The organism is Bradyrhizobium sp., assembly GCF_027451485.1.
Taxonomy (GTDB): domain Bacteria; phylum Pseudomonadota; class Alphaproteobacteria; order Rhizobiales; family Xanthobacteraceae; genus Bradyrhizobium.
On record NZ_DAIDJE010000132.1, the window covers coordinates 1 to 24,931 of the forward strand.

Consider the following 24,931-nt stretch of genomic DNA (forward strand, 5'->3'; position numbering starts at 1 on the left):
GCCTCGAAGACTCTGGTGCGGCGTTGCGGGTCGCGGCGTCCGACGGCGCCTCGCGGTACGCGCGCAGCACGGGCCACGGTTACGGCATTGGTCAGTTGTTTCGCGCCCTTGCCCATGATGCCGCCGAGCTAAGGTTTCGCAGTGGCGATCACGCGCTGCGGCTCTGGGGCGACGCCCCGAGCCTCACCGGGCAGGTGGAGTTGATGCAAAAGGCCTGGCTGGACGGCCTCTCCATTTGCGTTCGCTGCGCGCCGGATGCGGCGCGACGTCGGACGTAGTCGCACCGGGGGGCTTTCCGATGCCTCATAGGAAGCCCGGACGAGCGCGACATTGTGCGCTAGAAGGTCGTCGATCGGCGCGCCCTTCGGGGTCGGGAATTTCGCCCATTTGAGACGCCCGGACTCGGTCAAATAGGCGCGTCGCCGCCGCATGGTGCGGGAAAACGCTTCAGTCTCGATCAGAGAAACCTTGTCGAAATGGCACCGCAGCACGCCGAGTCTGCGGCCACCGCCCCGGATGACGAGCGCGAGCGGACGATTGACGCGGTCAGCGAGCGCACAGAGCTGGGCAACATGCCAGTCGAACCGCTCGCCGCGGCCGCAGCCCGTCGCGAACTCGAAGGCGAGAATCTCGATCTCGGGACGTTCGGCGATGAGGTTGCCCCAGCGGACGTAATCATGCTGCGTGCGGGCGTTGATGTGCAGCGCAGCCGGCAGGCCTGCCGCACCCATCTCCGTCCAGGCCAGCAGGATCCGCTTCATGCCGTGGAGATTGTCGGTACGCGGCACGTCGGTCAGCACGCTGTAATTCGGCGTGCTGATGAGCGCGACACCGAGCGCCTTCAGCGCGGCGAGAATCGCGCCGCGTTCCTTCAGCTCCCACCAGCGTTCGATCGGGTTATCCTTGTCGACACCCGACACGACGATCGTCGCGCCTTCGGTGAAGCGGAAGCGATCGGCGAGTTCGGCACGGGAGGTAACATGCGGCTTGCCGGTTGCGAGATTGACAAGCTCGTACAGCGACAGCGCGACCACCGCCTCGTCAAGGGCCGCCACACGCCGGTAGCCGTGGTCAACGAAGGGCACGATCATCGGCAGGTCGGGAACGCCGTTCGCCGGAACGCGCGGCGCGTTCTCGAAGCCCAGGCCACGCACTTCGCGCATGCGGGCGACGAAAAGGCTTGGATTGAACCGGCAGACCATGTCGCACTTGCTCTTGTCCTTGCAGGAGCAGAGGTCGCGGCAATCGACGATGCCGGCGTCGGTATGGACGCCGCCACAACGGTCACGCTCGAGGCAGGTCGGGCAGCCCAGCGACTGTGTGTGCTGCGTCGCATCATCCCAAAGCCGCTGCGGTTGCGGGAAACGGCGCGACGGTTCGTGGGGCGGCCGGTCGTTCATTTCACGCTGATCTCCGCGGTATCGCCGAACAGTCCGACGCGCTGGACCACGCCTTCGGCATAGCCGCCGCCGTCTGCGATGGCGGCGGTCATTTCGGACGAGGGATTTGCGATGTGTCCGACCGCGCGAAGGCCGTCACTGACGGTGAGGCCGTCGGGCGCGGTTTGGACGATCAATGTGTCACCCGCTTTGAGACGGCAACTGGCATCGAGCTGGGCGGTCACCGTGCGCGCTGTCTCGGACATGGTGAGTTCGAACAATGTCGGCAATTTCAGGCGGTCGAGACCACCGTTCCAGCGCTTGCGCCATGGCTTGCCAGTCTGCGCACGGATGTAATCGAGGCCCATCAAGCAATCTCCAGGAGGGGACTGAACGACTTGGATTTGCCCTGCTTGCGTTCGACAAGCAGGCCCTTGGATGCGAGCGCGGACAGCCGATTGTTCCAGGCGGTGGGGCCGATTCGCTGGTCGGTGAACCGCGCGGCAAGTTCGGGGGCCGTGATGGTGCCGAGCTCGCGAGCCACATCAAAGGTCGAGCGCTGGGCGGCATCGAGCTCGCCGATCAGCCGTGCGCTGATGACGGTGTCGTCCGCGTCAAGTTCGCAGCTCCAGAGCACGTCTCCGCGGGCGCGCACGAAGAAGTCGAGCTCCTCGGCGACAGCCGGCTGGAGATTGGCGACAACCGGGTAGACATTGCGCAATGACTGCCGGGCGTAGTCGCGAAAACCGATCACGGCTTCGCGCAGGAACGAGGCGGTAGCGACCTCGATTTGAGTGAAGTCGAGGAACGCCGGCGTCGGGGCCTCCGACGAAGGCGTCGCCGCGATCAGGGCACTCAGCAGCTTGCGTCCCGAGGTAGCGCCTGAAAGGACCGTTTGGCCGCCCGTTAGATCGAATAGTCGGTGCCGCAATTCATTATCCTCACTTCACGTAAGTGAAGATGGTGATTGAATCGGAGGCCGTCAAGGGTATCCGGGGGCGCGACTGGGTTTTCCCCAGTTTTCCGGGTGGAGGTATTTGGATGTTTGTCCGAAATTTGTATACGTATTTCGGACAGCCGGCTTGGCCATTGTCCGAAAAATGTCTACAAGTTTCGGACATGAGCGACCAGGCGCCCGACCTCAAAGCTGCCGTCCTGCAGCGCATCCAAAGCGATGTGCCACGCAAGGCGTGGACGCCATCGGACTTCCTCGACCTCGGCTCGCGCGACGCTATCGACAAGGCGCTCCAGCGACTGACTACGGCGGAGCAACTGCGCCGGATCGATCGCGGGCTCTATGATCGGCCCGGCTTCAACAAGCTGACGCAGAAATCCAATCCGCCAGATCCGCGCTCCGTAATCGAGGCGCTCGGCCGCCGCGACCAGGTCCGCATGCTGGTCGATGGCATGACCGCGGCGAATGACCTCGGCCTGACGGATGCCGTACCAGCCAAGATTGTCGTCCACTCCGACGCACGACGCCGCGCGCTGCGACTGGGCAATGTCACCATTAGTTTTCGCCCGACGGCGGCAAGCAAGCTCTTCTGGGCTGGACGGCCTGGGATGCGCGTCGTTCAGGCGCTCCACTGGATGCGCGATTTGCTCTCGCGCGAGGGCGAAGCCAACCGGGTGCGCCGCAAGCTTCGCAAGCTCCTCGATGATCCTGCGGCAGGTCCGCCCCTTAAGGCAGATCTGATTGATGGGCTGACGACGGTCCCGACCTGGATGCAGGTCTTTCTGAAACCCGTGCTCCAGGATGATCAGCATGTATCGGCAAATCCCGCCGCTGCCGACGATGATCATGATGATGACGATGATGATCATCATCGTCGCCGCCGACGTTCGGCGGCCAGTCGCCAGCAGGATCGCGCAGCCAGTCGGTCCCGCTCGAAGGCCGCCATCTCGTCCAGGCCATCGTCAGGACCGCGCTCAACTCGACGGACGCCGAACGCATGAACGCGGCTTTTGACGAGGTTTTCTCTGCAGGCACCGAGGCAATGCTGAGTGCCTTCGATACCACCGCGGCTCGGCTCGGCACGACCTCTCAAAACATCGAGAAGGATTTCTGGGTCTGTTGGACACTGGACGCGCTGTTTCACGGCCTGCCGAAAGGAAGCCCGCGCCTTCTCTTCAAGGGCGGAACATCCTTGTCCAAGGGGTTCGGCTTGATCAACCGCTTCTCCGAAGACGTCGACATCACCGTGTTTCGCGATGACATCGACGCCCCGGCGACGGTCGCCGAACTCGAGGCGCTCAGCGGCAAAAAACGCAAAGCGCGGCTCGATGCGATCAGGGACGCATGCCAAGCCTACATCGCTGGCCCCATGCGCCAGGCGCTGAGCCGGATCCTCTCGAACCGCCTGACCACCGCTGGCCTCACTCCGAATGGCGGGCGCATCGAGCTCGACGACACCGACCCCGACGGCCAGACGCTGTTGATCTGGTATCCCGCAACGACCCCCCATTCGGACTATGTGCGGGCCGCGATCAAGATCGAGGCGGGCGCAAAGTCGGCGCTCGATCCCAACCGCGAAGTGCCGATCAAACCCTACGTCGACGATGATCTGCCGGCGCTCGATTTGACGGTGCCGTCAGTGCGTACCGTCGAGCCCCAGCGCACCTTCTGGGACAAGGTCGCGATCCTCCACGGGTTACGTCGCTGGTTTGACAAGCGCGGTGAGCTCCGTGGTGGCGGACAGCGCGTATCGAGACATTATTATGATCTTCATCTTCTCGCGCAGGCGCCGGTCGGTATGGGGGCAGCGGCAGACACGGACCTCGGCGCTGACTGCGTCGCGCATGCACGAATGTTCTTCAACAGGCCGGACTTCGATCTTGCGAGCGCGGCGCCAGGCAGCTTCGCGCTCTTGCCGCATGACGGCATGGTCGATCAGCTGCGGACCGACTACCGCGCGATGCGCGGGATGATCTTTGGCGAGCCACCGACATTCGAGGATGTGCTTGCGAGCGTGGCAGCGATTGAACAGAAGCTCAACCAGGCACCACCCGGTCATAGCCCAGCCCGTCGGAACTATTGACCCGCAGGAGGGGCGCGCAGGTGGTACAGTTCAACGATTGGTGCGTTTCTGCCGATGGGCAGGTTGGACATCACTTCCGCAGAGTAATGACGGGCGAGGCTGCGAACCTCGCAACGGGCGTTCAGGCGACCGCGGCGGTCATCCCAGGGCACTACGCTTCCGAGGAGCACGTCGCCCGAGCACTCCGCCGGCTTGGAAAGCCCGCAGCCGCGGCCTTGATCGAGGGTAAGCTCCCGACGACGAAGGCCATTCGCTCGGGCGACCTTGGCGAAATTTATGCGACGGAATGGATCGACGGCCATAGTGGTGGTTATCACGCGCCGATTAAACGGCTGCGCTGGAAGGATCATCGCAACATGGCGATGCGCGGCGAAGACGTGATTGGCATTCTTCAAGATCCGCAAACCCAGCTACTGCGCTTCCTGAAGACAGAGGCGAAAAGTCGCGCCACACTCACGGCACAGGTTGTAGCCGAGGCGCGAGCTAACCTCGACAAGGATGGGGGGCTACCGTCGGCGCATGCCCTTTCATATATTTCTGCGCGTCTGCTCGAGCTCGGCAATTTGCCATTGGCGGACGCGATTGACGATGCCCTGCTCAAGCATGGAATTCCGCCTGCGAGTGTACGACACTTGCTATTCACTTTCTCCGGCAATTCACCGGAGGCGATGCTGACGACCTCACTTCAGGCTTACCCAGGTGCTTTCAACCAGTGGGGGATTGGCCTCCGCATCGACGGCCATGCTGCCTTTATCGGCGCTGTCTATGATCAGGTGATCGCCAATGCCAACAACGCCTGAGGCGATAGTCGCAGACATCAATGAAGCCGCAACCGCAGGCTTTCGCGGACGCCTGATCGCTCGCGGCCAGGCGCGAGCGATCATCTGGCGCGACGGCGTTTTGCCGGCGGGAGCTCCAGCGTTTGCACCTCAGCTCAGTCACGATCTGCACTCTTATGGTTATGCGCTTCTCGGGCTTGGCCTGCGCCTCCGCGAACTTGGCGGTGACGCTGCCCAAGCGCGCACCGCCTTCGAGCAAGCCGCCACTGCCCTTGAGGCGGTCATCGCCAAGGGCAACCGCCAGGAGATCGATCGCGACTTCCACTTCGTGATGACGGCCGCGAGCTATCATCTCGCGCATCTTTCCGCGCGCGCCTATTCCTTGCTTTCGATCGTCGAAGCCGATGAGAATTTCTCACCAATCGAACGTGTCCTGGCCCAGTTGATGCGGCGGAACTTCGGGGCTCTTCGCGCCAGCGTGCTCGACTACCGGGCCTCCGGCGAAGGTAGCGATGCTCGAATCGCCACTGCTATCCAGACCAACCTCGATCAGACCGAGGCCGTGGCCAATCCCATCGATAGCGGTAACGACTTCCTCTTCGACGGGCTCGATACTGCGCTGACCGACAGCTTCCTGGCGGCCATGTCGCTGTTTCTCCTAGCTTTGGAACGTGGTGAGCGGCCGCTGCTCGATCAGGCACTGGAGCGGCTTCGTGTGAGCCTCGTCGTTTGCAGCGAGTTGAACATGCTTCCGCAGTGGTGGGCGCATCGCATTGCGATTCATCTCCTGTCCGACCTCTGGTCGAGCACCTTCCACGAGAGGGTGCCGCTGCAACCGGCAGGCGGCGAAGCGGCCGATTGGCCGCGGCTGCGCGAGTTGTTTATCGCACTGCTTCAACGGCGTCCCAAGGCGGAGGTCGACCTCTGGCCATCGCAGATCGAGGCCGCAACCCGCGCTGTCGATCAGTCTGACGATCTGGTGGTTTCGCTGCCGACAAGCGCCGGCAAGACACGCATTGCCGAACTATGCATCCTGCGCTGCCTCGCCGGCGGCAGGCGGGTGGTTTTTGTCACTCCGCTACGTGCCCTCTCGGCTCAGACAGAAACGACCTTGCAGAGGACCTTCGGCCCGCTCGGCAAGACGATCTCGGCGCTCTACGGCAGCATTGGTGTAAGTGGCTTCGACGAGGACGCGATCCGGGAACGGGACATCGTGGTGGCGACGCCGGAGAAGCTCGACTTCGCGCTCCGTAACGACCCATCTCTTCTTGACGACGTCGGTCTTCTAGTCTTCGACGAGGGGCATATGATCGGGCTCAACGAGCGCGAGGTCCGCTACGAAGTGCAGATCCAGCGGCTTCTTCGCCGTCCGGACGCGCTCCAGCGGCGAATTGTGTGCCTTTCAGCGATCTTGCCCGACGGCGATCAGCTCGACGACTTTGCCGCGTGGCTGAGGCGTGATCACCCTGGCGGCCTGATTAAAAATGACTGGCGACCGACCCGGCTGCGGTTCGGCGAGGTGGTGTGGACGTCGCCCTCCGCGCGATTGAACCTCCGGGTGGGCGACGAACGTCCGTGGGTACAGCGTTTTCTCACCGGGGCCGCGCCGCCGAACTGGATTCCGCCAAAGCGCCAACGAAAGCGCCTCTTTCCCGACGACCAGCGCGAACTCTGCCTGGCGACGGCTTGGCGGTTGGTTGAGGATGGGCAGACCGTCCTGGTCTTCTGCCCGGAGCGACGAAGCGTCGAACCCTTCGCCGACGTGATCGTGGATCTTCATGAGCGCGGGGCGCTGCGTTCCCTGCTTGAAGCCGATCCTGCGGTTTTAAGTACCGCGATCGCATTGGGAGAGGAGTGGCTGGGGCCGAATAGCGCAATCCTCAAATGCCTTCGTCTAGGTGTTGCGCTCCACCATGGCGCCCTGCCAACCGCGTACCGCAAGGAGGTGGAACGACTGCTCCGCGACAATGTGCTCAAGGTGACAATCTCCTCGCCGACCTTGGCGCAGGGCCTCAACCTGTCGGCCACGGCCGTCGTCATGCACTCTCTCCACCGCAATGGCGAAAGAATAGAAATCTCCGAGTTCAAGAACGTGATCGGGCGAGCCGGCCGCGCCTATGTCGATGTCGAAGGCATCGTGCTCTTCCCGATGTTCGACGATATCGCAAAGAAGCGGCGTAACTGGGAAGCGCTCATCAACGATCTCGGCGCGCGAAACATGGAAAGCGGGCTGGCGCTTCTGGTTTGGACGCTTTTGTCTCGTATGCATGCACGGATCGGCGGTGACCTAAATCAGCTCGTCGACTATGTCGTCAACAATGCCGCGGCCTGGACTTTCCCGGAGATCGCGAATGAGGAGGCCGAGGATCGCGAGCGCGCTCTTGCCGACTGGGAGCGCCATGTCGCGACGCTCGACACGGCCATCCTCAGCCTGATCGGCGAAAATGACATCCCTGACGAGGGAATCGAGGCCGCGCTGGACGACATCCTTCAATCCTCCCTCTGGCACCGGCGTTTACTGCGTCAGAACGAGCAGGTACAGCAGGCCCTCAAGGCCGGCCTTGTCTCCCGCAGCCGGCTTATCTGGAGCCAATCGACAGCAGCGCGCCGCCGAGGCTACTTCCTGGCTGGGGTTGGACTGACGACCGGACATGCGCTCGATGCGATCGCGGCGGACGCCAATCTTCTCCTGATCCAGGCCAATGGCGCGATTCTTCAAGGTGACGCCGAGGCGGCGATCGCGGCCATCACGGCGCTGGCCGAGCGCGTCTTCACCTTCTACCCCTTCACGCCGGATCCCATGCCCGCAAATTGGCGGGATATCCTGCGTGCCTGGCTTCTTGGCGAGCCTCTTGCCGGCATCGCTGCCGGTCAGGAATCAGAGACGCTGCAGTTCATCGAGGGCGGCCTGGTCTATCGCCTTCCTTGGGCCATAGAGGCGATCCGCGTCCGTGCGGCCGCAAACGGCGATACGGTCGGCGTCTTTGATCTTCTCCTCGAAGACCATCAGCTTGGCCTCGCCGTTCCCGCTGTCGAAACCGGCACGTTGAATCGCTCCGCGTCCATCCTTATCCAAGCCGGCTTCAACTCGAGGCTCGCTGCCATCAAGGCCGTCACCGACACCGGCGCCACCTTCCAAACGGGTCAGGAGCTTCGGCAATGGCTCAACTCGGAAGCTGTCGCGGCATGGAGCGCGCAGGCGGATTGGCCGACAGCGGAAACCAAGGCGATGTGGGCGGACTTCGTCCAGAGCTTCACGCCGCGTGAAAACCGCACCTGGGCGGATCGCCGCTACTGGGCGAACGTGGCATGGCTTGGTGCGCCGCCGCTGCCGGGCACGTCCGTCCAGATTCATCACTGGGCCGGTCAACCGCGTGTCCTCTCGACCGATGGCTCGCCGCTTGGCACCGTTCAGGCCGCACTTAACCCTGGGAGAGCCGGGCTGTTGCGCGCGCAGGTGGCCCAGGACGTCGGCCGGATCAACATCACCTATTTGGGGCCTGCTGACCTGTCTGGTGGCTGAAGCGCGACTAAGGGCCCGCCGATCACGCATGCACCGCCTCCTCGACAAGCGCAGTGCAACTAAGCACTATGATCGTGCGACGAATGCCCATTTTCGGCCGGATAAGGCCGGTGGTGCGACCGGCAAGTCACTGATTGTTCTCAACCCGTGGCTGTCCTTAATCAGCGAGTCGGAGGCTCGAGCCCCGGTACGTCCACCAAGGAAAAATCCCTCTTCCCAATGGCTTCGCGGGATGACCGCTCAGGACAAGACGGGTCTCGTGCGACGTTTTTGTGGTCGGACGTCGCACGCCGCTAAGCAGCGCGGCTAGTGCACTTTGCTACATGAACAAGCGCACGGCCCCCAAGAGCTTCGATGCGGGACGCGCCTAGCATGGGCGCGTCTCTTTGAGGCGCGCTCGGCCATGACATGGTGCAGGTCTGGTCGCCGACCGTGGACAATTATCTCGGGCGCGTCTGCAAGGAACGCTTCCTTGGGCCGTCTGCGAAGGGGTACAGCTCGGAAAATTTGCGTTCAGCGATGCAAAAAGACTTTTTCGACAACATCGGTCAGACTCGGAAAAGCTCGGGCTGAGCAAAACGAGTCCGCATTACCCCCGAGCAGCGGACATAAGTGCAGATTCTGCAGGAAGTCGGCGTCGGGCATGGCGGACCTCAAAGCTCCGGCGTTTGATCCACAGAAGCTCGCGAAGTGCTGGATGATGCTCAGCTCGGGAACGACGCCCCTCGCTTTCCAGCCCTTGGCCTCGGACGACGAGGTGGCCTACATCGGTCATTCCGACGAGGGCTTTTGCTTTGGAATCAAAGATGGAATCAAACGGGCGGGCCGCAATGGAAAAATCCTTGTGTGGCAACGGATTATTGCAGGGTTCGATCCCTCCCGCCCCAGCCAGAGCGTCAGACGCCCAACTTGAGATAATTCCCATCAGGGGCGCTACGTTAGCGAGAATCTTCCACTATAGCGCGCAGCTTTCGCTCAGCGCTTCATCTGCGTTCGGGTCGCCCGGCGCCGTCGTCCAGGGCGGTTCGACAAGCGTCACGGTCCGCCGTCCCATGCCGTCGAGCTGACAAATCACGAGGCCTTGTTCCTCGATATAGGCCAGCGTCCGGCGCGCGCGACGGAGCGAGTGCGTACCGTAAGCGCGGGCAATGGCCGTATCGCTTGGACACGGCAGGTTCTCTCTCGCGGCACGGGCCATCAGCAGGAAGACGCCTTGCATATCCTCCGGCAGGATCCGGGCGTGGAGCGAGACCTTCTGCCATTCGGCGTCGTCCTCCATGCTGCTGGGAAGTCCGGCCCGGGCGCAGGTCAGCATGCGCCGGAACAGGCTGAGGCTTGGCGCCGAAGAACCGAGACCTTCGATCCGGCAGCGGACCACGAATTCCTGATAAAGAATGTCGATGGCGCGAAACCCGGCGTCGGGTTCTGCAAGGATGGCGCCGAGAATCTGGTCCAGTCGTTCGCGCCGCTCCGCCTGTTCTTCCGGCGTGAGGGACGGCTCCATCGCTTCGGAAGGCGTCACCTTCGCCGCCATCAATTCGCTGACGATATCGGCCGCAGGTCTGCGCACCGGCCGGTTCACCTCGGGCGGCGGAGTTGCCAGGATGATGGCGCGTGCGTCGGCTGTTGCCTCCGGGAGAGGCATCAGCCGCGGCGAGGCGTTGCGCGGACACGTCTGCGTAGGGCCGATCTGCACACTCATTGGACGGCGCGACAGTGCGGACCCCAGTGCCATGAACTGTCCTCGCTCGAGGTCACGAAACGCGTCCGCTTGCCGGCGTTCCATGCCAAGAAGATCCGCGGCACGCGCCATATCGATGTCAAGGAAGGTTCGGCCCATCAGGAAATTGGCGGCCTCGGCCGCCACGTTCTTGGCAAGCTTGGCCAGCCGCTGCGTTGCGATGATCCCCGCAAGCCCGCGCTTGCGGCCGCGGCACATCAGGTTGGTCATGGCGCCGAGAGAAAGCTTGCGCGCTTCGTCCGAAACTTCTCCCGCCACCGCGGGCGCAAACAACTGTGCCTCGTCGACGACTACCAGCATCGGGTACCAGTGGTCCCGGGCGACCTCGAAAAGCCCGCCAAGGAACGCCGCAGCCCGCCGCATCTGGTTTTCGGCGTCGAGCCCCTCGAGATTGAGCACGGTCGAAACCCGGTGCAGGCGGACGCGCTCGCCGGCAACCTGAAGGCCGCGCTCGGTGTGTTCCTCGGCGTCGATGACGAGATGGCCGAATTGTTCGGCGAGCGCCACGAAGTCACCTTCGGGATCGATCACTGTCTGCTGCACCCAGGGAACGCTCTGTTCGAGAAGCCGGCGCAGCAGGTGGGATTTGCCTGAGCCGGAATTGCCTTGCACCAAAAGGCGCGTCGCCAGAAGTTCCTCGAGGTCCAGACTGGCCGGGTCACCCGTTGCGGTGCGTCCAATTTCGATGGCAACGGTCATGTCCCGACTCAAATCCCACTTTGGGAGATCGCGTTTATCAATCTGGCCGGGGGCGGTCGAGCGCTCCGGGAGAGGAAACCGTGGAAAGTGAAAAGTTGGTGACAAGCTTGCTGCGGAGGTTGAAATTGGACGCATCACTGCAGCCTGATTGACGGCGTCCACCGTTTGCTTTCGATGACGAACCCCGCAAATTCTCAAACGCCGCTCAGGGCATCATTCAAAATCAGGTTGAATGGCGAGCCGGTGACCATCGAGACCATTGGACAAGCATACCGCTTCATCACCAGCCTCAGCCCGATCGAATGGATGGAGTTTCGATCTCTGCACGCCGAGGCGAAGGTCGCGTTGGAGCAGGCAGACAAGAACGCGATGCTGAGCATTCAGGCGACGCAGGCGTTACGTGTGTTGTTCAGGAGGGCGCGGCTGCTTTGATTTCGATAATCGCTCAATCTCAGCATCGCGAATCGCCGTGCTGCTGTCGAAGCGAAATCGCACGGATGTCGGCTTTCAGGGTGCAGCGGAAGCGGACGGCGATGCCGAATCGCGCGACTTCTACCGTTGCTGATATTGACGCGCAGTTCCACTGCCGTTTGCCAGCGGCCAGTTCTCAGGTCTTGCAGTTGCAGAACGTAACCGGCTATTGGGGGAGCAAAAGACCAACGGCTAGGCTGGCGGCAATAATGGCAAGGACGGCCGCCGTTGCGCCGGCGAAGCGATAATCACGCTCGACCGCGAAGGTCGCAAGCAGCACGGCGAGCCTGAGAACGGGTAGCCCTATCAAAAGTGCAATGCCACCGCTCACCATCCAGAGGCTCCAGTTTGCGTAAAGGCCGGAATTGCCTTTCCACGATAGAAGGAGGCCGAGAGCGATGGCCGTGCAGCCAAGGTAGGAGCCGTAGCGCAGAAGGAAAGCGAGCAAGCGTTCGCGCTGGCGTTCCAGGGCCAGGTCGATCATGCGGGGGCCCGTACGAGGTCAATGCCGAAGGCGCCGAGAAGCATCTGAACGGCAAGAATGAGCAAAACACCAACGAAGAGAAGCCGAAGCTTTTCGCCGGGAATGACCAGGAGGATCCGCGCTCCCAGGATCGCGCCAATGACAGAACCCAAGGCGACCGGCCCGGCCACGGGCACGACGATTTCACCGCGGACGAAATAGGCAATAGCACTTGCGGCCGCGGTAACGCCGATCATGAAGTTTGAGGTAGCCGATGAGACCTTGATCGGAAGCTTCAGGGCCGTGTCCATGGCCGGTATCTTCAGCACGCCGCTGCCGATGCCAAGCAACGCGGAGATAAGACCGGCCCCATACATGAGAGACATGCCTGCGGGGATCCTCTTCACTTCGTAAGCGATGTCCCGCCCGAGCTGCACGTCGGGATAGCTTGAATCGAGCCGCCAGTGAGCCCAGCGTCCGTCTGCCGGAGCGAGGAACTCCCGCCGTCGTGACAGCATCTGGACTGCCGACACCACCAGGATGATCGAGAAGAGAACGAACAGGAAAGGAACCGGAATAATGCCTGTCAAGAGGACACCGGTCAGAGCTCCCAGGGTCGTGGCGATCTCCAGGACGACGGCCAAGCGAACGTTGGTCAAGCGGCTATAGAGATAATCAGCCGCGCTTCCGCAGGAGCACGCAATGACGGACACCAGGCTCGCACCGATCGCGGTGTGAATATTGACGCCGGCTACCATCGTCAGGAGAGGAACGATGAAAATGCCGCTTGCCATGCCAAGCATACCGCCAAGCGCGCTCGCCCCGAGAGCCATGACAAACAACCAGAATTCAAGGCTCGTGCTTATCGCCAAACGCTGTTCTTTCCAAAGCAGAGCTTTTTTTCGTCGTGGGCGCTGCTTCGAATCAGCGCGGGGAGCCTCTGATCGCCAATGTTAGCCAGTTTGCCAGAATAAACGCAGCAAGTCAGCTGTCTCTGTCCGCTCGTTGGCCCGGACCGACGATGGCCGTCTTTCAAGGTTAGGCCAGAACCTCCAGGCCGCGCGCCGAAGACGCACGCAACCGATTCAGATGTGGGCGTCGCGTGCCATCCCCTTGTGTCCGGCCTTTCCTCAAAACCCCGGCTGGCGTCCCCAGGCTGGGCCGAGCCATTTTTTCCGCGCTGAACAGGCCTCGTTTCATTTCCGGATGCTGATCCTTGATCGCCGTCTTTCCGGCAAGCTTCGCTTAAAATCACGCCTCGGAAATATTCTTCCGGGACGACTCATTACATCGGTCCTGACAATCTGATACACCTGTCCCAACAGACCTGATCCGAAAGGATGCAAGATGGGTTCTTTTATAGAGCGCGACCATAAGAAAGTGAGCTTCATAGCGGCGCTTCTATTAAGCTCAGGACTTTGCACTGCAGGCGTTCACCAAGCTGCTGCCACCGAGCCCCACCTGGAAAAAGCCATACGAGACGGGGAAGCGCTGTTTGTTCATGAAACTTTCGGCGGCGCGGGCAACACCTGCCAAACCTGCCACGTTGAGGGCGGCGCGGGGCCCGGCAAATCCAGCAAGGGCGATGCCATTCCGAGTCTTGCTAACGCCGCAACGATCTATCCTCGTTTCAACCCCAAAGCGAACAAGGTTGAGACATTGGAAGACAAGATTGGACACTGCATCGCAGGAGCGCTTAGAGGGAAACCGCCGGCCTATGGCAGCGAGCAAATGACGCAGCTTGTCAGCTACATCACGTCGCTTGCGCAGGGCAAGCCGCTCGATATGGGCGGCAAGCCGCAGTAATTGAGGCGAATCCACAGAGACGAGATAGGCGCGCATTCTTGATTGACCCCGACTCAAAGCCGGGTGCACGTCCTGATAATTGACGCGAACGACGTGAATGGGCTCATAGTTGGCTTGTCGTTCGCCCCGGCTCGTATGTCCGTTCACTCGCGCCCCGAATGACCGCCAACGCCTGCGATCCGCTCTCTCCGCCGTCATTCCGGGATAGTCCGAAGGACCAGGACCGGGATCCATTCCTCCGCACCTTCATGCCTCACGATGGAGGTGCAAAGAGGGGCATCAAAGCTCGCTCACGTCGCAGCGCCCTCGAAGTTCAGTTCGGAAGCTTCCGCTCGTCTCGAAATAGCCGCCGGCCACTGCGCCAAAGATCCAATTTCTTCAGCTCGATCAAACCCGAGTCTACTGTCCACTCATTGACGAAGAAATATTTCGCTTGTGGTGTCGGGCAAATCAGAAGCACTTTGCCGCGTATCCCGTGCCCACCATGAGGGGCGTTTCGCGATCGTCACGGACGTTGGACACGGGAGGCGACGGCCGCGGATGCGCAGCAGACGAATGCGTTTCCGCGGACGACAAAGCCGCGTGGTCTTGACGCCTCGACGCTGGCGTTAAGTTGGCGACAATGCCTTTGCGCCAACGACGGTGACAAAAAAGCCCGATCGCCGGAGAGAGCGTGGAATAAGTCGTCAACCCGTCGTGCAGGGAATGCCGGACTGTCGGCGAACCCGTGGTGACTAACCAAACCTGCTAAGCCCCCGCCTATGGCGGGGCGAAAACCGGAAGTTCGACAACTTCGGGAATAGAGTCATGAAGTCTCCTTGGGGAACCGCCAAGAACCCTCAAGGAGACCATGATGGAAGCAGAGTTCAATCATCTTAATCACGCGACCTGGGAGTGCAAGTATCAGTGCGCCAGGTCAAGCTGGCGCGATCCAGCCGGTGAAAGTCCGGCCCAGGTAAGGCCGTAGCGGGTCGCCTGGCAGCGAGTGTTGCGCGGTCGTCGGTGACGGCGGACGCGAAGCGTACACAGCAGTCATGTGGGGTGTGGGAATGAGCCACGAAAGGCACAACATCGTAGGGGCCGAGACCGTTGGTATAGTCGAAGGCAACATGTGCGGCACCGTTACGCGAGGTGCTGACGCCCTACCGGGGTCGATGGCCACATCACGCACGAAAGGATCGCATCGGAACCTGGGAGATCCCGCGTTTGACCAGCGGCAGTGCTGCCGTGGTCCGCATCGGGAAGGCGAGGAGCCATAGCCGATGATGCACGAACACGGGAAGTCAGCCCCCGCTATAGTAGCTGTGAAGCCGACGAACAGGGCCGGGCGACCGGTTACGGAGCCGGTGGAGCCAAGGGCGGGGACCAAGGGGAATGCGGACCAGCAAAACGCGCGCCGGGCACAGGACCGGGAAAGCGCGTCAAATGCGCTGGACCGCATACGACGAGTCGCAAGGGAAAGGAAGAAGGAACAGTTCACCTCGCTCTTCCACCACATCAGTGTCGAGCTGCTCGAAGAGGCGTTCTATGAACTTGAGAAGAACGCCGCACCCGGTGCGGACGGGTTGACGTGGCAAGAGTACGAGACAGACCTCGAGTGCAATCTCGAGGACTTATACGCTCGACTCCATCGGGGAGCATATCGGGCACTGCCGTCACGGCGTGTATACATACCGAAGCCGGATGGGCGGCAGCGCCCCCTCGCGGTCGCCGCTCTAGAGGACAAAGTCGTCCAACGAACAGCGCTCGCAGTGCTGAACGCGATCTACGAGGAAGATTTCCTCGGGTTCTCGTATGGGTTCCGGCCAGGGCGCGGCACGCATGACGCGCTGGATGCGCTCATCGTCGGAATCAGCACCACAAAGGTGAACTGGATATTCGACGCCGACATCCGAAGCTTTTTCGATTCGGTCAGCTGGGAATGGCTGGTCCGTTTCATTGAGCATCGGATCAGGGACTCGCGGATGATCCGCCTGATTCAGAAATGGCTCAAGGCGGGTGTCCTCGAAGAGGGAGTCGTGACTGTCAGTGATAGGGGGACTGGACAAGGTTCGGTGATCTCACCGCTCCTCGCCAACATCTACCTACACTACACCATCGATCTTTGGGCCGAACGCTGGCGACGGCGCGAGGCCACAGGCGACATGATCATAGTGCGATATGCCGATGACCTAGTCGTGGGCTTTGAGCATGAAAGTGACGCCCGCCGCTTCTGGGACGCAATGCGCGAGCGGTTGCAGGAGTTTTCACTGTCGCTGCATCCGGACAAGACCCGACTGATTGAGTTTGGCCGCCATGCGGCGATCAAGCGAAAGCAGCGTGGACTTGGCAAACCGGAGACCTTCAACTTCTTGGGCTTTACTCTGATCTGCGGCAAAACACGCCGAGGATCCTTCCAGATTCATCGGAAGACCCGACGTGATCGCATGAAGGCGAAACTCAAAGAGGTCAAAGGAGAATTGCGACGGCGTATGCACAGGCCAATCCCCGAACAGGGGAAGTGGCTCAAGCAAGTCATCACGGGCTTCTTTACCTACCATGCAGTGCCGACAAACTTTCGAGCCCTGCTAAGATTCCGCGCTCATACCAAGGATCTTTGGCTGCGAACGCTACGTCGACGCAGCCAGAAGGATCAAACGAACTGGGAGCGGATTACAAAGCTCGCCGATGACTTCCTCCCACAACCTCGGATTCTTCACCCCTGGCCCAATCGGCGATTTGCCGTCACCCACCCGAGGTGGGCGCCGTATGCGGGAAAGCCGCACGTACGGTGTTATGCGGGGGGCGCCCAGTAATGAGCGTCCCTACCGCAATCGTCGTGTTTACGCCGAAGTGGCGCAAGAAGATGCTGTTCGGGAAAATAAAGCGGCATCTAGGCCAGGTGTTTCACGATCTGGCGCGCCGCAAGGAATGCCGGATCGAGGAGGGGCATCTGATGCCCGATCACGTCCATATGTTGATCTCGATCCCTCCCAAATACTCGGTGGCACAGATCATCGGATATATGAAAGGGAAGAGTTCGATCTGGATCGCGCAGAATGTCGAACGCAAGATGCGAAATTTTCTCGGCCACAAATTCTGGGCGCGAGGATATTTTGTCACGACTGTTGGGCGGGATGAGGAGGTGATCCGAGCCTACATCAGAAACCAAGAACTGGCCGACCAGGAATTGGATCAGCTTGAGCTGAAGATCGCAGCCACCCCAAAATCCAGACAATCATCCTAACATCCCTTAAAACCGCCTTTGGCGGTTCCCAATCAAACCTCCAGCTCTGCTGGAGGTTATTGGCTTGTGTGCTTTCTACCTTGCGCACGAGGCTGCGGGTGCGCCTTGCACCCGGCATTCCCTGCGCCCTCTGGCTTTGAGGGACACAAGCAGCTCAAAGCTCGGGCGAAGTTCGTCGCGAGAAAGCGGGAGTGTGTCTAAGGGCGATTTTCCACCTTGCCGATTGGTCCCCGCCATTCCAGCCGCGCAAGTGGAACCACGCGTCGCTGCCCGGAGTTGTGAGCGGGGAGGTAGAGGCCAACATGCGCGAAGACGCAAACGAACCCCTGGCTCGGCACGCCCTTGCCTTCGTTCTTGCAGGCGGCCGGGGCAGCCGGCTTTTGGAGTTGACCGACCGGCGTGCGAAGCCCGCCGTCTATTTCGGCGGCAAGTCGCGGATCATCGACTTTGCGCTTTCGAACGCGCTGAATTCCGGCATCCGCCGCATCGCTGTGGCCACGCAATACAAGGCTCATAGTCTCATTCGCCATCTGCAGATGGGCTGGAATTTCTTCCGCCCCGAGCGGAATGAGAGTTTCGACATCTTGCCCGCCAGCCAGCGCGTCTCCGAAACGATGTGGTATGTCGGGACGGCCGACGCGGTCTACCAGAACATCGACATCATCGAGAGCCATGCAAGCCGCTTCATCGTCCTGCTCGCCGGCGACCACATCTACAAGATGGATTACGAGATCATGCTGAAACAGCATGTTTCGACCGGCGCAGACGTCACGGTCGGCTGTCTGGAAATGCCGCGCGCGGAGTCGAGCGCATTCGGAATCATTCATGTCGACGACAACGACGTCATCCTGTCGTTTCTCGAGAAGCCCGCCGATCCACCTGCCATGCCCGGCAAACCCGACAAGTCGCTCGCCAGCATGGGCATTTATGTCTTCAATACGGAATTTCTTTTCGACCAGTTGAGGCGCGATGCGGCTGATCCGAATTCAGCCCACGATTTCGGCAGGGACATCATTCCTTATATCGTGAAGCACGGCCGCGCGGTGGCCCATCAGTTCAGCCGGTCCTGTGTTCGAGCGGGCACCGATCAGCCCAGCTATTGGCGCGACGCCGGGACGGTGGATGCCTATTGGTCTGCCAATATCGACTTGACGGCCGTGGTGCCGGAACTTGATCTGTATGACCGGTCCTGGCCGATCTGGTCCTACGCCGAGATCACGCCGCCGGCAAAATTCGTGCACGACGAGGACGGAAGGCGCGGCGAAGCTTTCAGTTCTCTCGTGGCCGGTGGCTGCATCGTATCGGGTGCCTCGTTGCGCCGTTCGCTTCTCTTTTCCGGCGTGCACCTGCATTCGCATGCGCAAGTCGAAGGGGCGGTTATCATGCCGGATGTTGACGTCGGGCGGTATTCGAGATTACGAAACGTGGTGATTGATCGCGGCGTGCGGATTCCCGACGGGCTTGTCGTCGGCGAAGACCCCGATTTCGATGCGCGTCGTTTCCGAACCACGTCGCAGGGAATTTCTCTGATCACGCAGCCGATGATCGACAGGCTCAATGCATGAAGCCGATGCGCGTCCTTTCGGTCGTCTCGGAAATCTATCCCATCATCAAGACCGGAGGACTCGCCGATGTAGCCGGCGCATTGCCCGTCGCCCTCAAGGCGGCAGGCGTCGATATCCGGAGCCTCGTACCCGGCTATCCGGCGGTGATGGCCGCCCTCGAACGCGCCGAGTGTCTGCATGAAACGCCGGCCTTTGGTGGTGCGTCTCGTCTCCTGGCGGGATCGGCGGGAACGCTCGATCTGTTCGTGCTGGACGCGCCGCACCTCTTTGCACGGCCGGGCAATCCTTATTTGTCCCCGGAAGGCGTGGATTGGCCGGATAACGGTTTGCGGTTTGCAGCGCTCGCGCGAATGGCTTGGCACATCGGGATTGGTGGGGTGTCATCCTTCGAGCCTGACATCATCCATGCGCACGACTGGCAAGCCGCTCTGACGCCCGCTTATCTTCACTATGGTGGTCAGCGGCGGCCCAAAACTGTGCTGACGGTGCACAATCTGGCCTATCAGGGCATCTTTCCCCGGCAGATCATCGAAGAGATAGGTTTGCCGGCGGAATCCTTCACTATCGATGGGGTCGAATATTACGGGGATGTCAGCTTTCTGAAAGCTGGACTGCAATTTGCGGACGCCATCACGACGGTTTCACCGACTTATGCCAGGGAGATCCAGAGCGATGAGGGCGGGATGGGTCTCGGCGGTCTGCTGCGCGCGAGATCAGGTGTGCTGCGGGGTATTCTCAACGGCATTGATACGGACGTCTGGAATCCGGCAACGGATCCGAGCATCTCTCAACGGTTCAGCTTGCACACGATCGATGATCGGTCGGCGAACAAGATGGCACTGCAACGCCGGTTTGGGTTTGAACCAGACGACAGCGCATTGCTCCTCGGCGTGATCAGCCGCTTAACACCGCAGAAAGGACTGGACCTTTTGCTGGACTGCATTCCCACGCTGCTGAAGGAGGGAATGCAACTCGTTCTGCTCGGCAGCGGGGAGGCCGACCTGCAGGATCGCTTCGAGGCTGCCGCGAAAGCCAATCCGAAGCAGATCGGCGCTACAATCGGATTCGACGAAGCGCTCGCCCATCAGATCCAGGCGGGTGCCGACGCCCTTGTCGTGCCGTCACGGTTCGAGCCCTGCGGCCTGACCCAGCTTTGCGCCCTTCGGTATGGCGCCGTTCCGATCGTCTCCGCGGTCGGCGGATTGCAGGATACCGTCCGTGATGTCGATGAAACAGACCGGGGGCAGGCGACCGGATTCACGTTCAAGCCGGTTACCTCTGCGGAGCTATCGGTTGCTTTGCGCAGAGCGCGTTCCGTGTTTCAGGACAAAGCAGCGTGGCGATGGCTGCAAACGAACGGCATGTCGACCGATGTTTCGTGGCGGGGGCGCGCCCGACAATACGCCGAAGTTTACAGTCAAATTGCGGGCGAGGGTGCTGCTTGAGGATTTATCCGACTCCCAAGAACTTCGTCTGGGTTTCCACGTCATCGCGAAGGGCATGGCTTTCGCCCGTATAAGCGATCTGCCCGTTGACCATCACGTAGGCGCGGTCGGCGAAGTCAAGAACGAGGTCCACCTTATGCTCGACGAGCAGAATGCTGGTCTTGTGGCGCAACTGCTCGATGGCCGCCAGCACTTCGGCGACAACCGAGGGCGCAAGACCCTCGAAAGGTTCGTCCAGCAGAATCAGGCGTTGCGGCGCGCAAAGCGCCCGTGCGATCGCAAGCATCTGCCGCTCGCCGCCGCTGAGGTTTTCGCCCCTGGCATCCCGCCGCATCTTCAGTTTCGGGAACAGTTGATAGATCTCGTCGATGGGCCAGCCGCCCTCGCGCTGGGCAAGCGTCAGATTCTCGGCCACCGTGAGGTTCGGGAAAATGCGCCGCCCTTCCGGCACGATGGCAATGCCGCGCCTGTTGACCTGATCCGGCGAGAGCGAGGCGATATCGTGGCCCGCAAAGGTGATATTGCCGCGGCTCGGCTTCAGCAGCCCCATGATGGTCATCAGCGTCGTGGTCTTTCCGACACCGTTACGGCCGAGCAGAGCGACCACTTCGCCTTCGCGGACTTCCAGATCGACGTTCTGCAGGATGTCGCTGGTATTGTAGCCCGCGCCAATCCCGCTCAGCGTCAGCAGCGGCGGCCGATCGGCCTGTGCTGCGGCTTTGAGCGCCGGCTGCGAACGGCGTGCGCCGTGGCGACCGAGATAGGCTTCGAGCACGGCCGGATCGTTGGCGATCCTGGACGGCTCGCCTTCGGCGATGACATGGCCCTGGTGGAACACCGTGATCTGATCGGACAGCGACAGCACCCGATCGATATCGTGCTCAATCAGCAGCACCGTGTGGTGGCGGGACAGGTTGCGGATCAGCGTTCCGATGCGTTCGCGGTCTGCATCGCCAAGACCGGCGAGCGGTTCGTCGAGCAGAAGCAGTTCGGGATTGGTGGCCAGCGCAACAGCGATCTCGAGCAGACGTTGCTCGCCATGGGCGAGATTGGAGCAGCGCTCGCGGGCGCGATCGACGAGGCCGACGGTGGCCAGCAGCGCCCAGGCTTTCTCGCAAACGTCGGGCAACCGATAGGCGTCACGCCACAACGATGCGCGGTACGGCGAGCGCGCCTGCGCGGCGATCCGCACCGTCTCGAACACGGTCAGATGCCTGAACACGCTGACGATCTGGAACGATCGCGCCAGGCCGCTGTCGATGCGCTTGTGGGCGGCCATGTGGGTAATGTCGCGGCCAACAAAGCTGACCGTGCCGCCGTGAAACGGCATCAGGCCGGTGAGAATGTTGAAGAATGTGGTCTTGCCGGCGCCGTTCGGGCCGATGATGGTGTGCAGCGTGCGCGCCTTTACCGTCAGATCGATCCGGTCCGCCACGACGAGTGAACCGAACCGCTTCGACAGGCCACGCACCTCGAGCACCGGCGCAAGGGCCTCGACGGAGGCCACCGATTCGACATCGAGCAGGCTCGTGAACTTGCCGGCGGGCGGAATTTCCTCGTCGGTGAGCGTCCAGCGATCACCGCGGCCCCTCAGGCGCATCCAGATGCCCGACACGCCTTCCGGCGACAGCAGGATGAAGGCGATTAGGATCAGACCGAACACCAGCCACCAGTGCTCGGTATAGGAGCTGAGCTTGTCGCTGAGCGTCAGAAAGATCACCGCGCCCCAGCTCGAGCCAAGGAAATGGTGGATACCGCCCAGGATCGTCATCATCACGGGATCGCCGGCGTGCTGCCAGTTGAGGTTATCCGCGTAGACGCTCTGGATCATGAAGGTGAGCAGGCTTCCGCCGAGCCCGATGAAGGTCGCCGACAGCACGAAGGCGATCAGCTTGAAACGCTTGGTGTCGTAGCCGAGGCAACGGACGCGCTGCTCGTTGTCGCGGATGGCCTGCAGGACACGGCCGAACGGCGAATGGACGATGCGCCATATCGCATACATGCCGCACAACACCATTGCGACGACGAAGTAATGGTAGGCGAGGGGAGAAAGGAGGCTGTTGCGGGAGATGCCTTGCAGGCCATTCTCGCCGCCGGTCACGTCCGTCCACTTGAACGCGATTTCGTAGAACAGCTGGGTGAAGGCGAGCGTCAGCAGCGAAAAGTAGATGCCGCGGCGGCGCAGGATGAGCAAGCCGATGATGAGGCCGAGCACGGCAGCGGCTACGGTGCCAACGAGGATCGACAGGTAGATGTTGTCGAAGAAGTGAACCATCGACAGGCCGGCCGCGTAGCTCGCGGCGCCGAAGAAGGCGGATGCGCCGAAGGAGACGAGCCCGGTGTAGCCGAGCAGCAGATTGAAGCCGAGCCCGTAGAGCGCATAGATCGCGATCTCGGTGGCGAGACTGGCAGAAGAGCCGATTAGCGGCAGAACGAGGGGCAGCACGGCGAAAACGACGCCGGCCACCAGGATCGGATGCAGCAGGACCTTGGAGGCGGACTTCATTCGAACCGCTCCCAGCTTTCGCCGAGCAGGCCGCGCGGTCGGACGAGAAGGATCAGGATCATCAGCGCGTACATCACCGCAGTGGATGCCGCCGGCCAGAACTGGATCGACAGCGCAACCGAAATGCCGACGAGAAGGCCACTGATGACGGCGCCGCCGAAGCTGCCGAGACCGCCGATGGTAACGACGACGAATGCCGGCATGATCGCGGATTCCGACATCGACGGCACCACGCTCCAGAGCGGCGCGGCGAGCACACCGGCAATGCCGGCGACCGCCGTTCCTAACCCGAAGACGGCGGTAAACACCCGCTTGAGATTAATGCCGAGCATGCTGACCATCTCAGGGTCGCGGCTGCCGGCGCGAATGATGCGGCCATAGCGCGTGCCGTGCAGGAACAGCCAAAGCGCAAGCAGGATCAGCACCGTCACGACGAGCACGAAGAGGCGATATTTCGTTACCAGCACCGGTCCCCAGATGATGAAGCCGGACAGCCAGGCCGGTGCGTTGAAGGGATGGCCGGTTGCGCCCCAGATCGTGCGAATGAGTTCTTCGACGAACAGCGCGATGCCGAAGGTCATAAACAGACCAAGCAGCGGCTCCTTGCCATAGAGCGGCCGCATCAGGGTCATCTCGATCAGGATGCCGACGATGCCGACCCCGACCGGCGCGAGAAAGATGGACCAGGGGCCGAGACTGTCGTGCAGCGTCAGTGCGAAATAGGCGCCGAGCGCGAAGTAGACGCCGTGGGCGAAATTGACGATGCCGAGCATTCCGAAAATGATGGAAAGTCCGATGGCGATCAGGACGTAGAGAAAGCCCAGGACAAGGCCGTTGACGACCTGCGAGATGATCAGCTCGGTCATGTGGGTTGATACCGCTGCAAGAATGAGGACGAGCGCGGCGGCGTTTGACAGCCTCGCTCGTCAGAATGGAGAAAAACCGGCGGGCTCAGCTCTTGAAAGTACAGCCGATCTCCGCCTGGCTTCCATAGGCCGTATCGAGGGCGGCAGCGTCCTTCGGATATTCGCTCTTGATGTCGAAATAATCGTACTTGTCGGTGATCTTCTGCTTCACTTGCGCGACCAGCAGCGGCTGGACGAGCTGATGGTCGAAGTTGCGGAAGAAGATCGGCATATCCTTGTAGCCCTCGAACTTGTGCTCTTCGAGAAAGCCGATCAACTTGGCGGTATCGGTCGACTTCGTCTCCTTGATCGCGGTCAGGATCGACGTCATGCCGAACCAGTCCTGCCATCCCTCGGATTCCGGCGGCTGGTTGTACTTCTTCCTGAAAGCCTCCACGAAATCGGTGCTGCGCTTGGTCATATGCGCGCCGGTGTAGTTCCAGATCTTCGGATAGGTACCGAACGCCGCATCCGGACCCGCGGCCCAAAGATCGGTGTCGTTCACGATGGGAGATGACAGCGCCACCTGATTGGTGAGCCCGATTTCCTTCATCTGCTTTAAGAAGTTGGTGAGATCGGTGCCGCCCAGACCCACGTAAACGACGTCCGGCTTGGCCTGGCGCACCTTGAGCAGGTACGAACTGAAGTCGGTCGTTCCGAGAGGCGCCTGATCGTAACCGACAACGTTGCCGCCGTCCTTGACCAAGACCTCCTTCATTTGGTTGTAGGCGTCGATGCCCCAGGCATAGGACGCCACGACGAAGTACCATTTCTTGCCGCGCTCCTTGAGCAAAGGATAGACGGCGTTGACCGTGACCTTGTTCGGCAGGTCGACGCGGAATGTGTACTTGCTGCAATTCTTGCCGGTGATTTCGGTTGCATTCGGACCGGTGGCCATGAGCAACTTCTGCGCCCGTTCCGCGACCGGCATGATTGCGAGCACGTCGCCGCTGGAGACGCCGCCTTGGACCGCGACCACCTTCTCTTCGTCCAGAAGCTTGTGCATGTTTTGCTGCGTCGCCTGCGGCGTGGATTCGTCGAGCCACACCAGCTCGATCGGACGGTCGAGCACATGGCCGCCGAAATCATCGATCGCGATCTGTGCGCCGTGCTGGCCTATTTCACCCTGCACGGCATAGGAGCCGGCCTTCGGCAGCAGCAGCCCGATTTTGACAGATTCCGCGGCGCGCGCGGTGATCACAAATGGGTTCGCAAGCTGCACGGCGCCGACCGCCGCGCCCGCCAAGAGGGTGCGGCGGCTAATGCCGGATCCGCTGGTGATTTTCTTCTTCATAGTTCCTCCCGTTTTTCGATTGGATCACCTTGGTGGTGCCCTTTGCCGTTGATGCTGAACCGAAGATACGCGCTTCGGAGGCGGTCCGCAT

At 61.3% G+C, this 24,931-nt stretch carries 20 protein-coding genes; 11 read left to right on the plus strand and 9 right to left on the minus strand.

Going from position 1 to position 24,931, the window contains the following annotated elements:
* Window positions 1-128: 128 nt before the first annotated feature.
* Genes NEZ08_RS16720 through NEZ08_RS16730 form a run of 3 tightly spaced genes read right to left on the minus strand, consistent with a single transcriptional unit; the run spans window position 129 to window position 2,310 of the window.
* Complete coding sequence (locus NEZ08_RS16720) at window positions 129-1,400, minus strand: hypothetical protein (RefSeq protein ID WP_298109049.1); 1,272 nt, start codon at window positions 1,398-1,400, stop codon at window positions 129-131.
* Entirely contained in the window at window positions 1,397-1,747 is a 351-nt protein-coding gene (locus NEZ08_RS16725) for a hypothetical protein (RefSeq protein ID WP_298109052.1), read from the minus strand. The genes NEZ08_RS16720 and NEZ08_RS16725 overlap by 4 nt, the downstream gene beginning before the upstream one ends.
* Window positions 1,747-2,310, minus strand: coding sequence for a hypothetical protein (locus NEZ08_RS16730; RefSeq protein ID WP_298109054.1), 564 nt, complete (start codon window positions 2,308-2,310; stop codon window positions 1,747-1,749). The genes NEZ08_RS16725 and NEZ08_RS16730 overlap by 1 nt, the downstream gene beginning before the upstream one ends.
* Before the next feature lie 188 nt (window positions 2,311-2,498).
* On the opposite strand from NEZ08_RS16730, the gene NEZ08_RS16735 reads away from it, so the two are divergent.
* The 5 genes from NEZ08_RS16735 to NEZ08_RS16755 all read left to right on the plus strand — a co-directional run bounded on the left by NEZ08_RS16735 (window position 2,499) and on the right by NEZ08_RS16755 (window position 9,632).
* Window positions 2,499-3,335, plus strand: coding sequence for a DUF6088 family protein (locus NEZ08_RS16735; protein ID WP_298109337.1), 837 nt, complete (start codon window positions 2,499-2,501; stop codon window positions 3,333-3,335).
* Window positions 3,332-4,417, plus strand: coding sequence for a nucleotidyl transferase AbiEii/AbiGii toxin family protein (locus tag NEZ08_RS16740; protein WP_298109056.1), 1,086 nt, complete (start codon window positions 3,332-3,334; stop codon window positions 4,415-4,417). Before NEZ08_RS16735 ends, NEZ08_RS16740 begins: the two co-directional genes overlap by 4 nt.
* Window positions 4,418-4,437: 20 nt before the next feature.
* On the plus strand, window positions 4,438-5,217 hold the full coding sequence (locus tag NEZ08_RS16745) for a Hachiman antiphage defense system protein HamA (RefSeq protein WP_298109061.1): 780 nt from the start codon (window positions 4,438-4,440) through the stop codon (window positions 5,215-5,217).
* Complete coding sequence (locus NEZ08_RS16750) at window positions 5,201-8,719, plus strand: DEAD/DEAH box helicase (RefSeq protein ID WP_298109064.1); 3,519 nt, start codon at window positions 5,201-5,203, stop codon at window positions 8,717-8,719. The genes NEZ08_RS16745 and NEZ08_RS16750 overlap by 17 nt, the downstream gene beginning before the upstream one ends.
* A 643-nt stretch (window positions 8,720-9,362) precedes the next feature.
* Window positions 9,363-9,632 carry a hypothetical protein gene (locus NEZ08_RS16755; RefSeq protein ID WP_298109066.1) on the plus strand — a complete coding sequence of 90 codons (270 nt, stop codon included), beginning with the start codon at window positions 9,363-9,365 and terminating at the stop codon, window positions 9,630-9,632.
* 42 nt (window positions 9,633-9,674) lie between these two features.
* Here the strand turns inward: NEZ08_RS16755 and NEZ08_RS16760 are convergent, their stop codons facing one another.
* Window positions 9,675-11,159 carry an ATP-binding protein gene (locus NEZ08_RS16760; RefSeq protein WP_298109069.1) on the minus strand — a complete coding sequence of 495 codons (1,485 nt, stop codon included), beginning with the start codon at window positions 11,157-11,159 and terminating at the stop codon, window positions 9,675-9,677.
* 174 nt (window positions 11,160-11,333) lie between these two features.
* Between NEZ08_RS16760 and NEZ08_RS16765 the strand changes: the two genes are divergently transcribed.
* Window positions 11,334-11,591, plus strand: a complete 258-nt coding sequence (locus NEZ08_RS16765) for a hypothetical protein (protein WP_298109340.1) — start codon at window positions 11,334-11,336, stop codon at window positions 11,589-11,591.
* A 205-nt stretch (window positions 11,592-11,796) separates the two neighbouring features.
* Here NEZ08_RS16765 and NEZ08_RS16770 read toward each other — a convergent pair whose 3' ends face one another.
* Window positions 11,797-12,114, minus strand: coding sequence for a DUF1634 domain-containing protein (locus tag NEZ08_RS16770; protein ID WP_298109071.1), 318 nt, complete (start codon window positions 12,112-12,114; stop codon window positions 11,797-11,799).
* Window positions 12,111-12,926 carry a sulfite exporter TauE/SafE family protein gene (locus tag NEZ08_RS16775; protein ID WP_298109074.1) on the minus strand — a complete coding sequence of 272 codons (816 nt, stop codon included), beginning with the start codon at window positions 12,924-12,926 and terminating at the stop codon, window positions 12,111-12,113. Before NEZ08_RS16775 ends, NEZ08_RS16770 begins: the two co-directional genes overlap by 4 nt.
* A gap of 514 nt (window positions 12,927-13,440) precedes the next feature.
* Between NEZ08_RS16775 and NEZ08_RS16780 the strand changes: the two genes are divergently transcribed.
* From NEZ08_RS16780 to glgA, 5 genes are all read left to right on the plus strand, one after another.
* Window positions 13,441-13,899 carry a c-type cytochrome gene (locus tag NEZ08_RS16780; protein WP_298109077.1) on the plus strand — a complete coding sequence of 153 codons (459 nt, stop codon included), beginning with the start codon at window positions 13,441-13,443 and terminating at the stop codon, window positions 13,897-13,899.
* Window positions 13,900-15,245: 1,346 nt separating this feature from the next.
* On the plus strand, window positions 15,246-16,694 hold the full coding sequence (gene ltrA, locus NEZ08_RS16785; RefSeq protein ID WP_367278426.1) for a group II intron reverse transcriptase/maturase: 1,449 nt from the start codon (window positions 15,246-15,248) through the stop codon (window positions 16,692-16,694).
* Complete coding sequence (gene tnpA / locus NEZ08_RS16790) at window positions 16,694-17,125, plus strand: IS200/IS605 family transposase (RefSeq protein ID WP_298109081.1); 432 nt, start codon at window positions 16,694-16,696, stop codon at window positions 17,123-17,125. Before ltrA ends, tnpA begins: the two co-directional genes overlap by 1 nt.
* 302 nt (window positions 17,126-17,427) lie before the next feature.
* On the plus strand, window positions 17,428-18,690 hold the full coding sequence (gene glgC / locus NEZ08_RS16795) for a glucose-1-phosphate adenylyltransferase (RefSeq protein WP_298109084.1): 1,263 nt from the start codon (window positions 17,428-17,430) through the stop codon (window positions 18,688-18,690).
* Window positions 18,687-20,135: a glycogen synthase GlgA gene (gene glgA, locus NEZ08_RS16800; protein ID WP_298109087.1), complete on the plus strand. Its 1,449-nt coding sequence runs from the start codon at window positions 18,687-18,689 to the stop codon at window positions 20,133-20,135. The genes glgC and glgA overlap by 4 nt, the downstream gene beginning before the upstream one ends.
* 4 nt (window positions 20,136-20,139) lie before the next feature.
* Here the strand turns inward: glgA and NEZ08_RS16805 are convergent, their stop codons facing one another.
* From NEZ08_RS16805 to NEZ08_RS16815, 3 genes are all read right to left on the minus strand, one after another.
* A complete protein-coding gene (locus NEZ08_RS16805; RefSeq protein WP_298109090.1) occupies window positions 20,140-22,641 on the minus strand; it encodes an ATP-binding cassette domain-containing protein in 2,502 nt (833 codons plus the stop codon).
* Window positions 22,638-23,507, minus strand: coding sequence for a branched-chain amino acid ABC transporter permease (locus tag NEZ08_RS16810; protein ID WP_298109093.1), 870 nt, complete (start codon window positions 23,505-23,507; stop codon window positions 22,638-22,640). The genes NEZ08_RS16805 and NEZ08_RS16810 overlap by 4 nt, the downstream gene beginning before the upstream one ends.
* An 85-nt stretch (window positions 23,508-23,592) precedes the next feature.
* Window positions 23,593-24,840, minus strand: a complete 1,248-nt coding sequence (locus tag NEZ08_RS16815; RefSeq protein WP_298109097.1) for an ABC transporter substrate-binding protein — start codon at window positions 24,838-24,840, stop codon at window positions 23,593-23,595.
* Window positions 24,841-24,931: the final 91 nt, after the last annotated feature.

Excerpts from the sequence above, each read along its gene's own strand:
- NEZ08_RS16765 (WP_298109340.1), top strand. The coding sequence starts at position 11,334 with ATGACGAACCCCGCAAATTCTCAAACGCCGCTCAGGGCATCATTCAAA.
- NEZ08_RS16805 (WP_298109090.1), bottom strand. The coding sequence starts at position 22,641 with ATGAAGTCCGCCTCCAAGGTCCTGCTGCATCCGATCCTGGTGGCCGGC.
- NEZ08_RS16780 (WP_298109077.1), top strand. The coding sequence starts at position 13,441 with ATGGGTTCTTTTATAGAGCGCGACCATAAGAAAGTGAGCTTCATAGCG.
- NEZ08_RS16740 (WP_298109056.1), top strand. The coding sequence starts at position 3,332 with ATGAACGCGGCTTTTGACGAGGTTTTCTCTGCAGGCACCGAGGCAATG.
- NEZ08_RS16755 (WP_298109066.1), top strand. The coding sequence starts at position 9,363 with ATGGCGGACCTCAAAGCTCCGGCGTTTGATCCACAGAAGCTCGCGAAG.
- NEZ08_RS16760 (WP_298109069.1), bottom strand. The coding sequence starts at position 11,159 with ATGACCGTTGCCATCGAAATTGGACGCACCGCAACGGGTGACCCGGCC.
- NEZ08_RS16720 (WP_298109049.1), bottom strand. The coding sequence starts at position 1,400 with ATGAACGACCGGCCGCCCCACGAACCGTCGCGCCGTTTCCCGCAACCG.
- NEZ08_RS16775 (WP_298109074.1), bottom strand. The coding sequence starts at position 12,926 with ATGGCTCTCGGGGCGAGCGCGCTTGGCGGTATGCTTGGCATGGCAAGC.
- NEZ08_RS16725 (WP_298109052.1), bottom strand. The coding sequence starts at position 1,747 with ATGGGCCTCGATTACATCCGTGCGCAGACTGGCAAGCCATGGCGCAAG.
- glgC (WP_298109084.1), top strand. The coding sequence starts at position 17,428 with ATGCGCGAAGACGCAAACGAACCCCTGGCTCGGCACGCCCTTGCCTTC.
- NEZ08_RS16750 (WP_298109064.1), top strand. The coding sequence starts at position 5,201 with ATGCCAACAACGCCTGAGGCGATAGTCGCAGACATCAATGAAGCCGCA.
- NEZ08_RS16810 (WP_298109093.1), bottom strand. The coding sequence starts at position 23,507 with ATGACCGAGCTGATCATCTCGCAGGTCGTCAACGGCCTTGTCCTGGGC.
- NEZ08_RS16735 (WP_298109337.1), top strand. The coding sequence starts at position 2,499 with ATGAGCGACCAGGCGCCCGACCTCAAAGCTGCCGTCCTGCAGCGCATC.
- NEZ08_RS16815 (WP_298109097.1), bottom strand. The coding sequence starts at position 24,840 with ATGAAGAAGAAAATCACCAGCGGATCCGGCATTAGCCGCCGCACCCTC.
- NEZ08_RS16770 (WP_298109071.1), bottom strand. The coding sequence starts at position 12,114 with ATGATCGACCTGGCCCTGGAACGCCAGCGCGAACGCTTGCTCGCTTTC.
- glgA (WP_298109087.1), top strand. The coding sequence starts at position 18,687 with ATGAAGCCGATGCGCGTCCTTTCGGTCGTCTCGGAAATCTATCCCATC.
- tnpA (WP_298109081.1), top strand. The coding sequence starts at position 16,694 with ATGAGCGTCCCTACCGCAATCGTCGTGTTTACGCCGAAGTGGCGCAAG.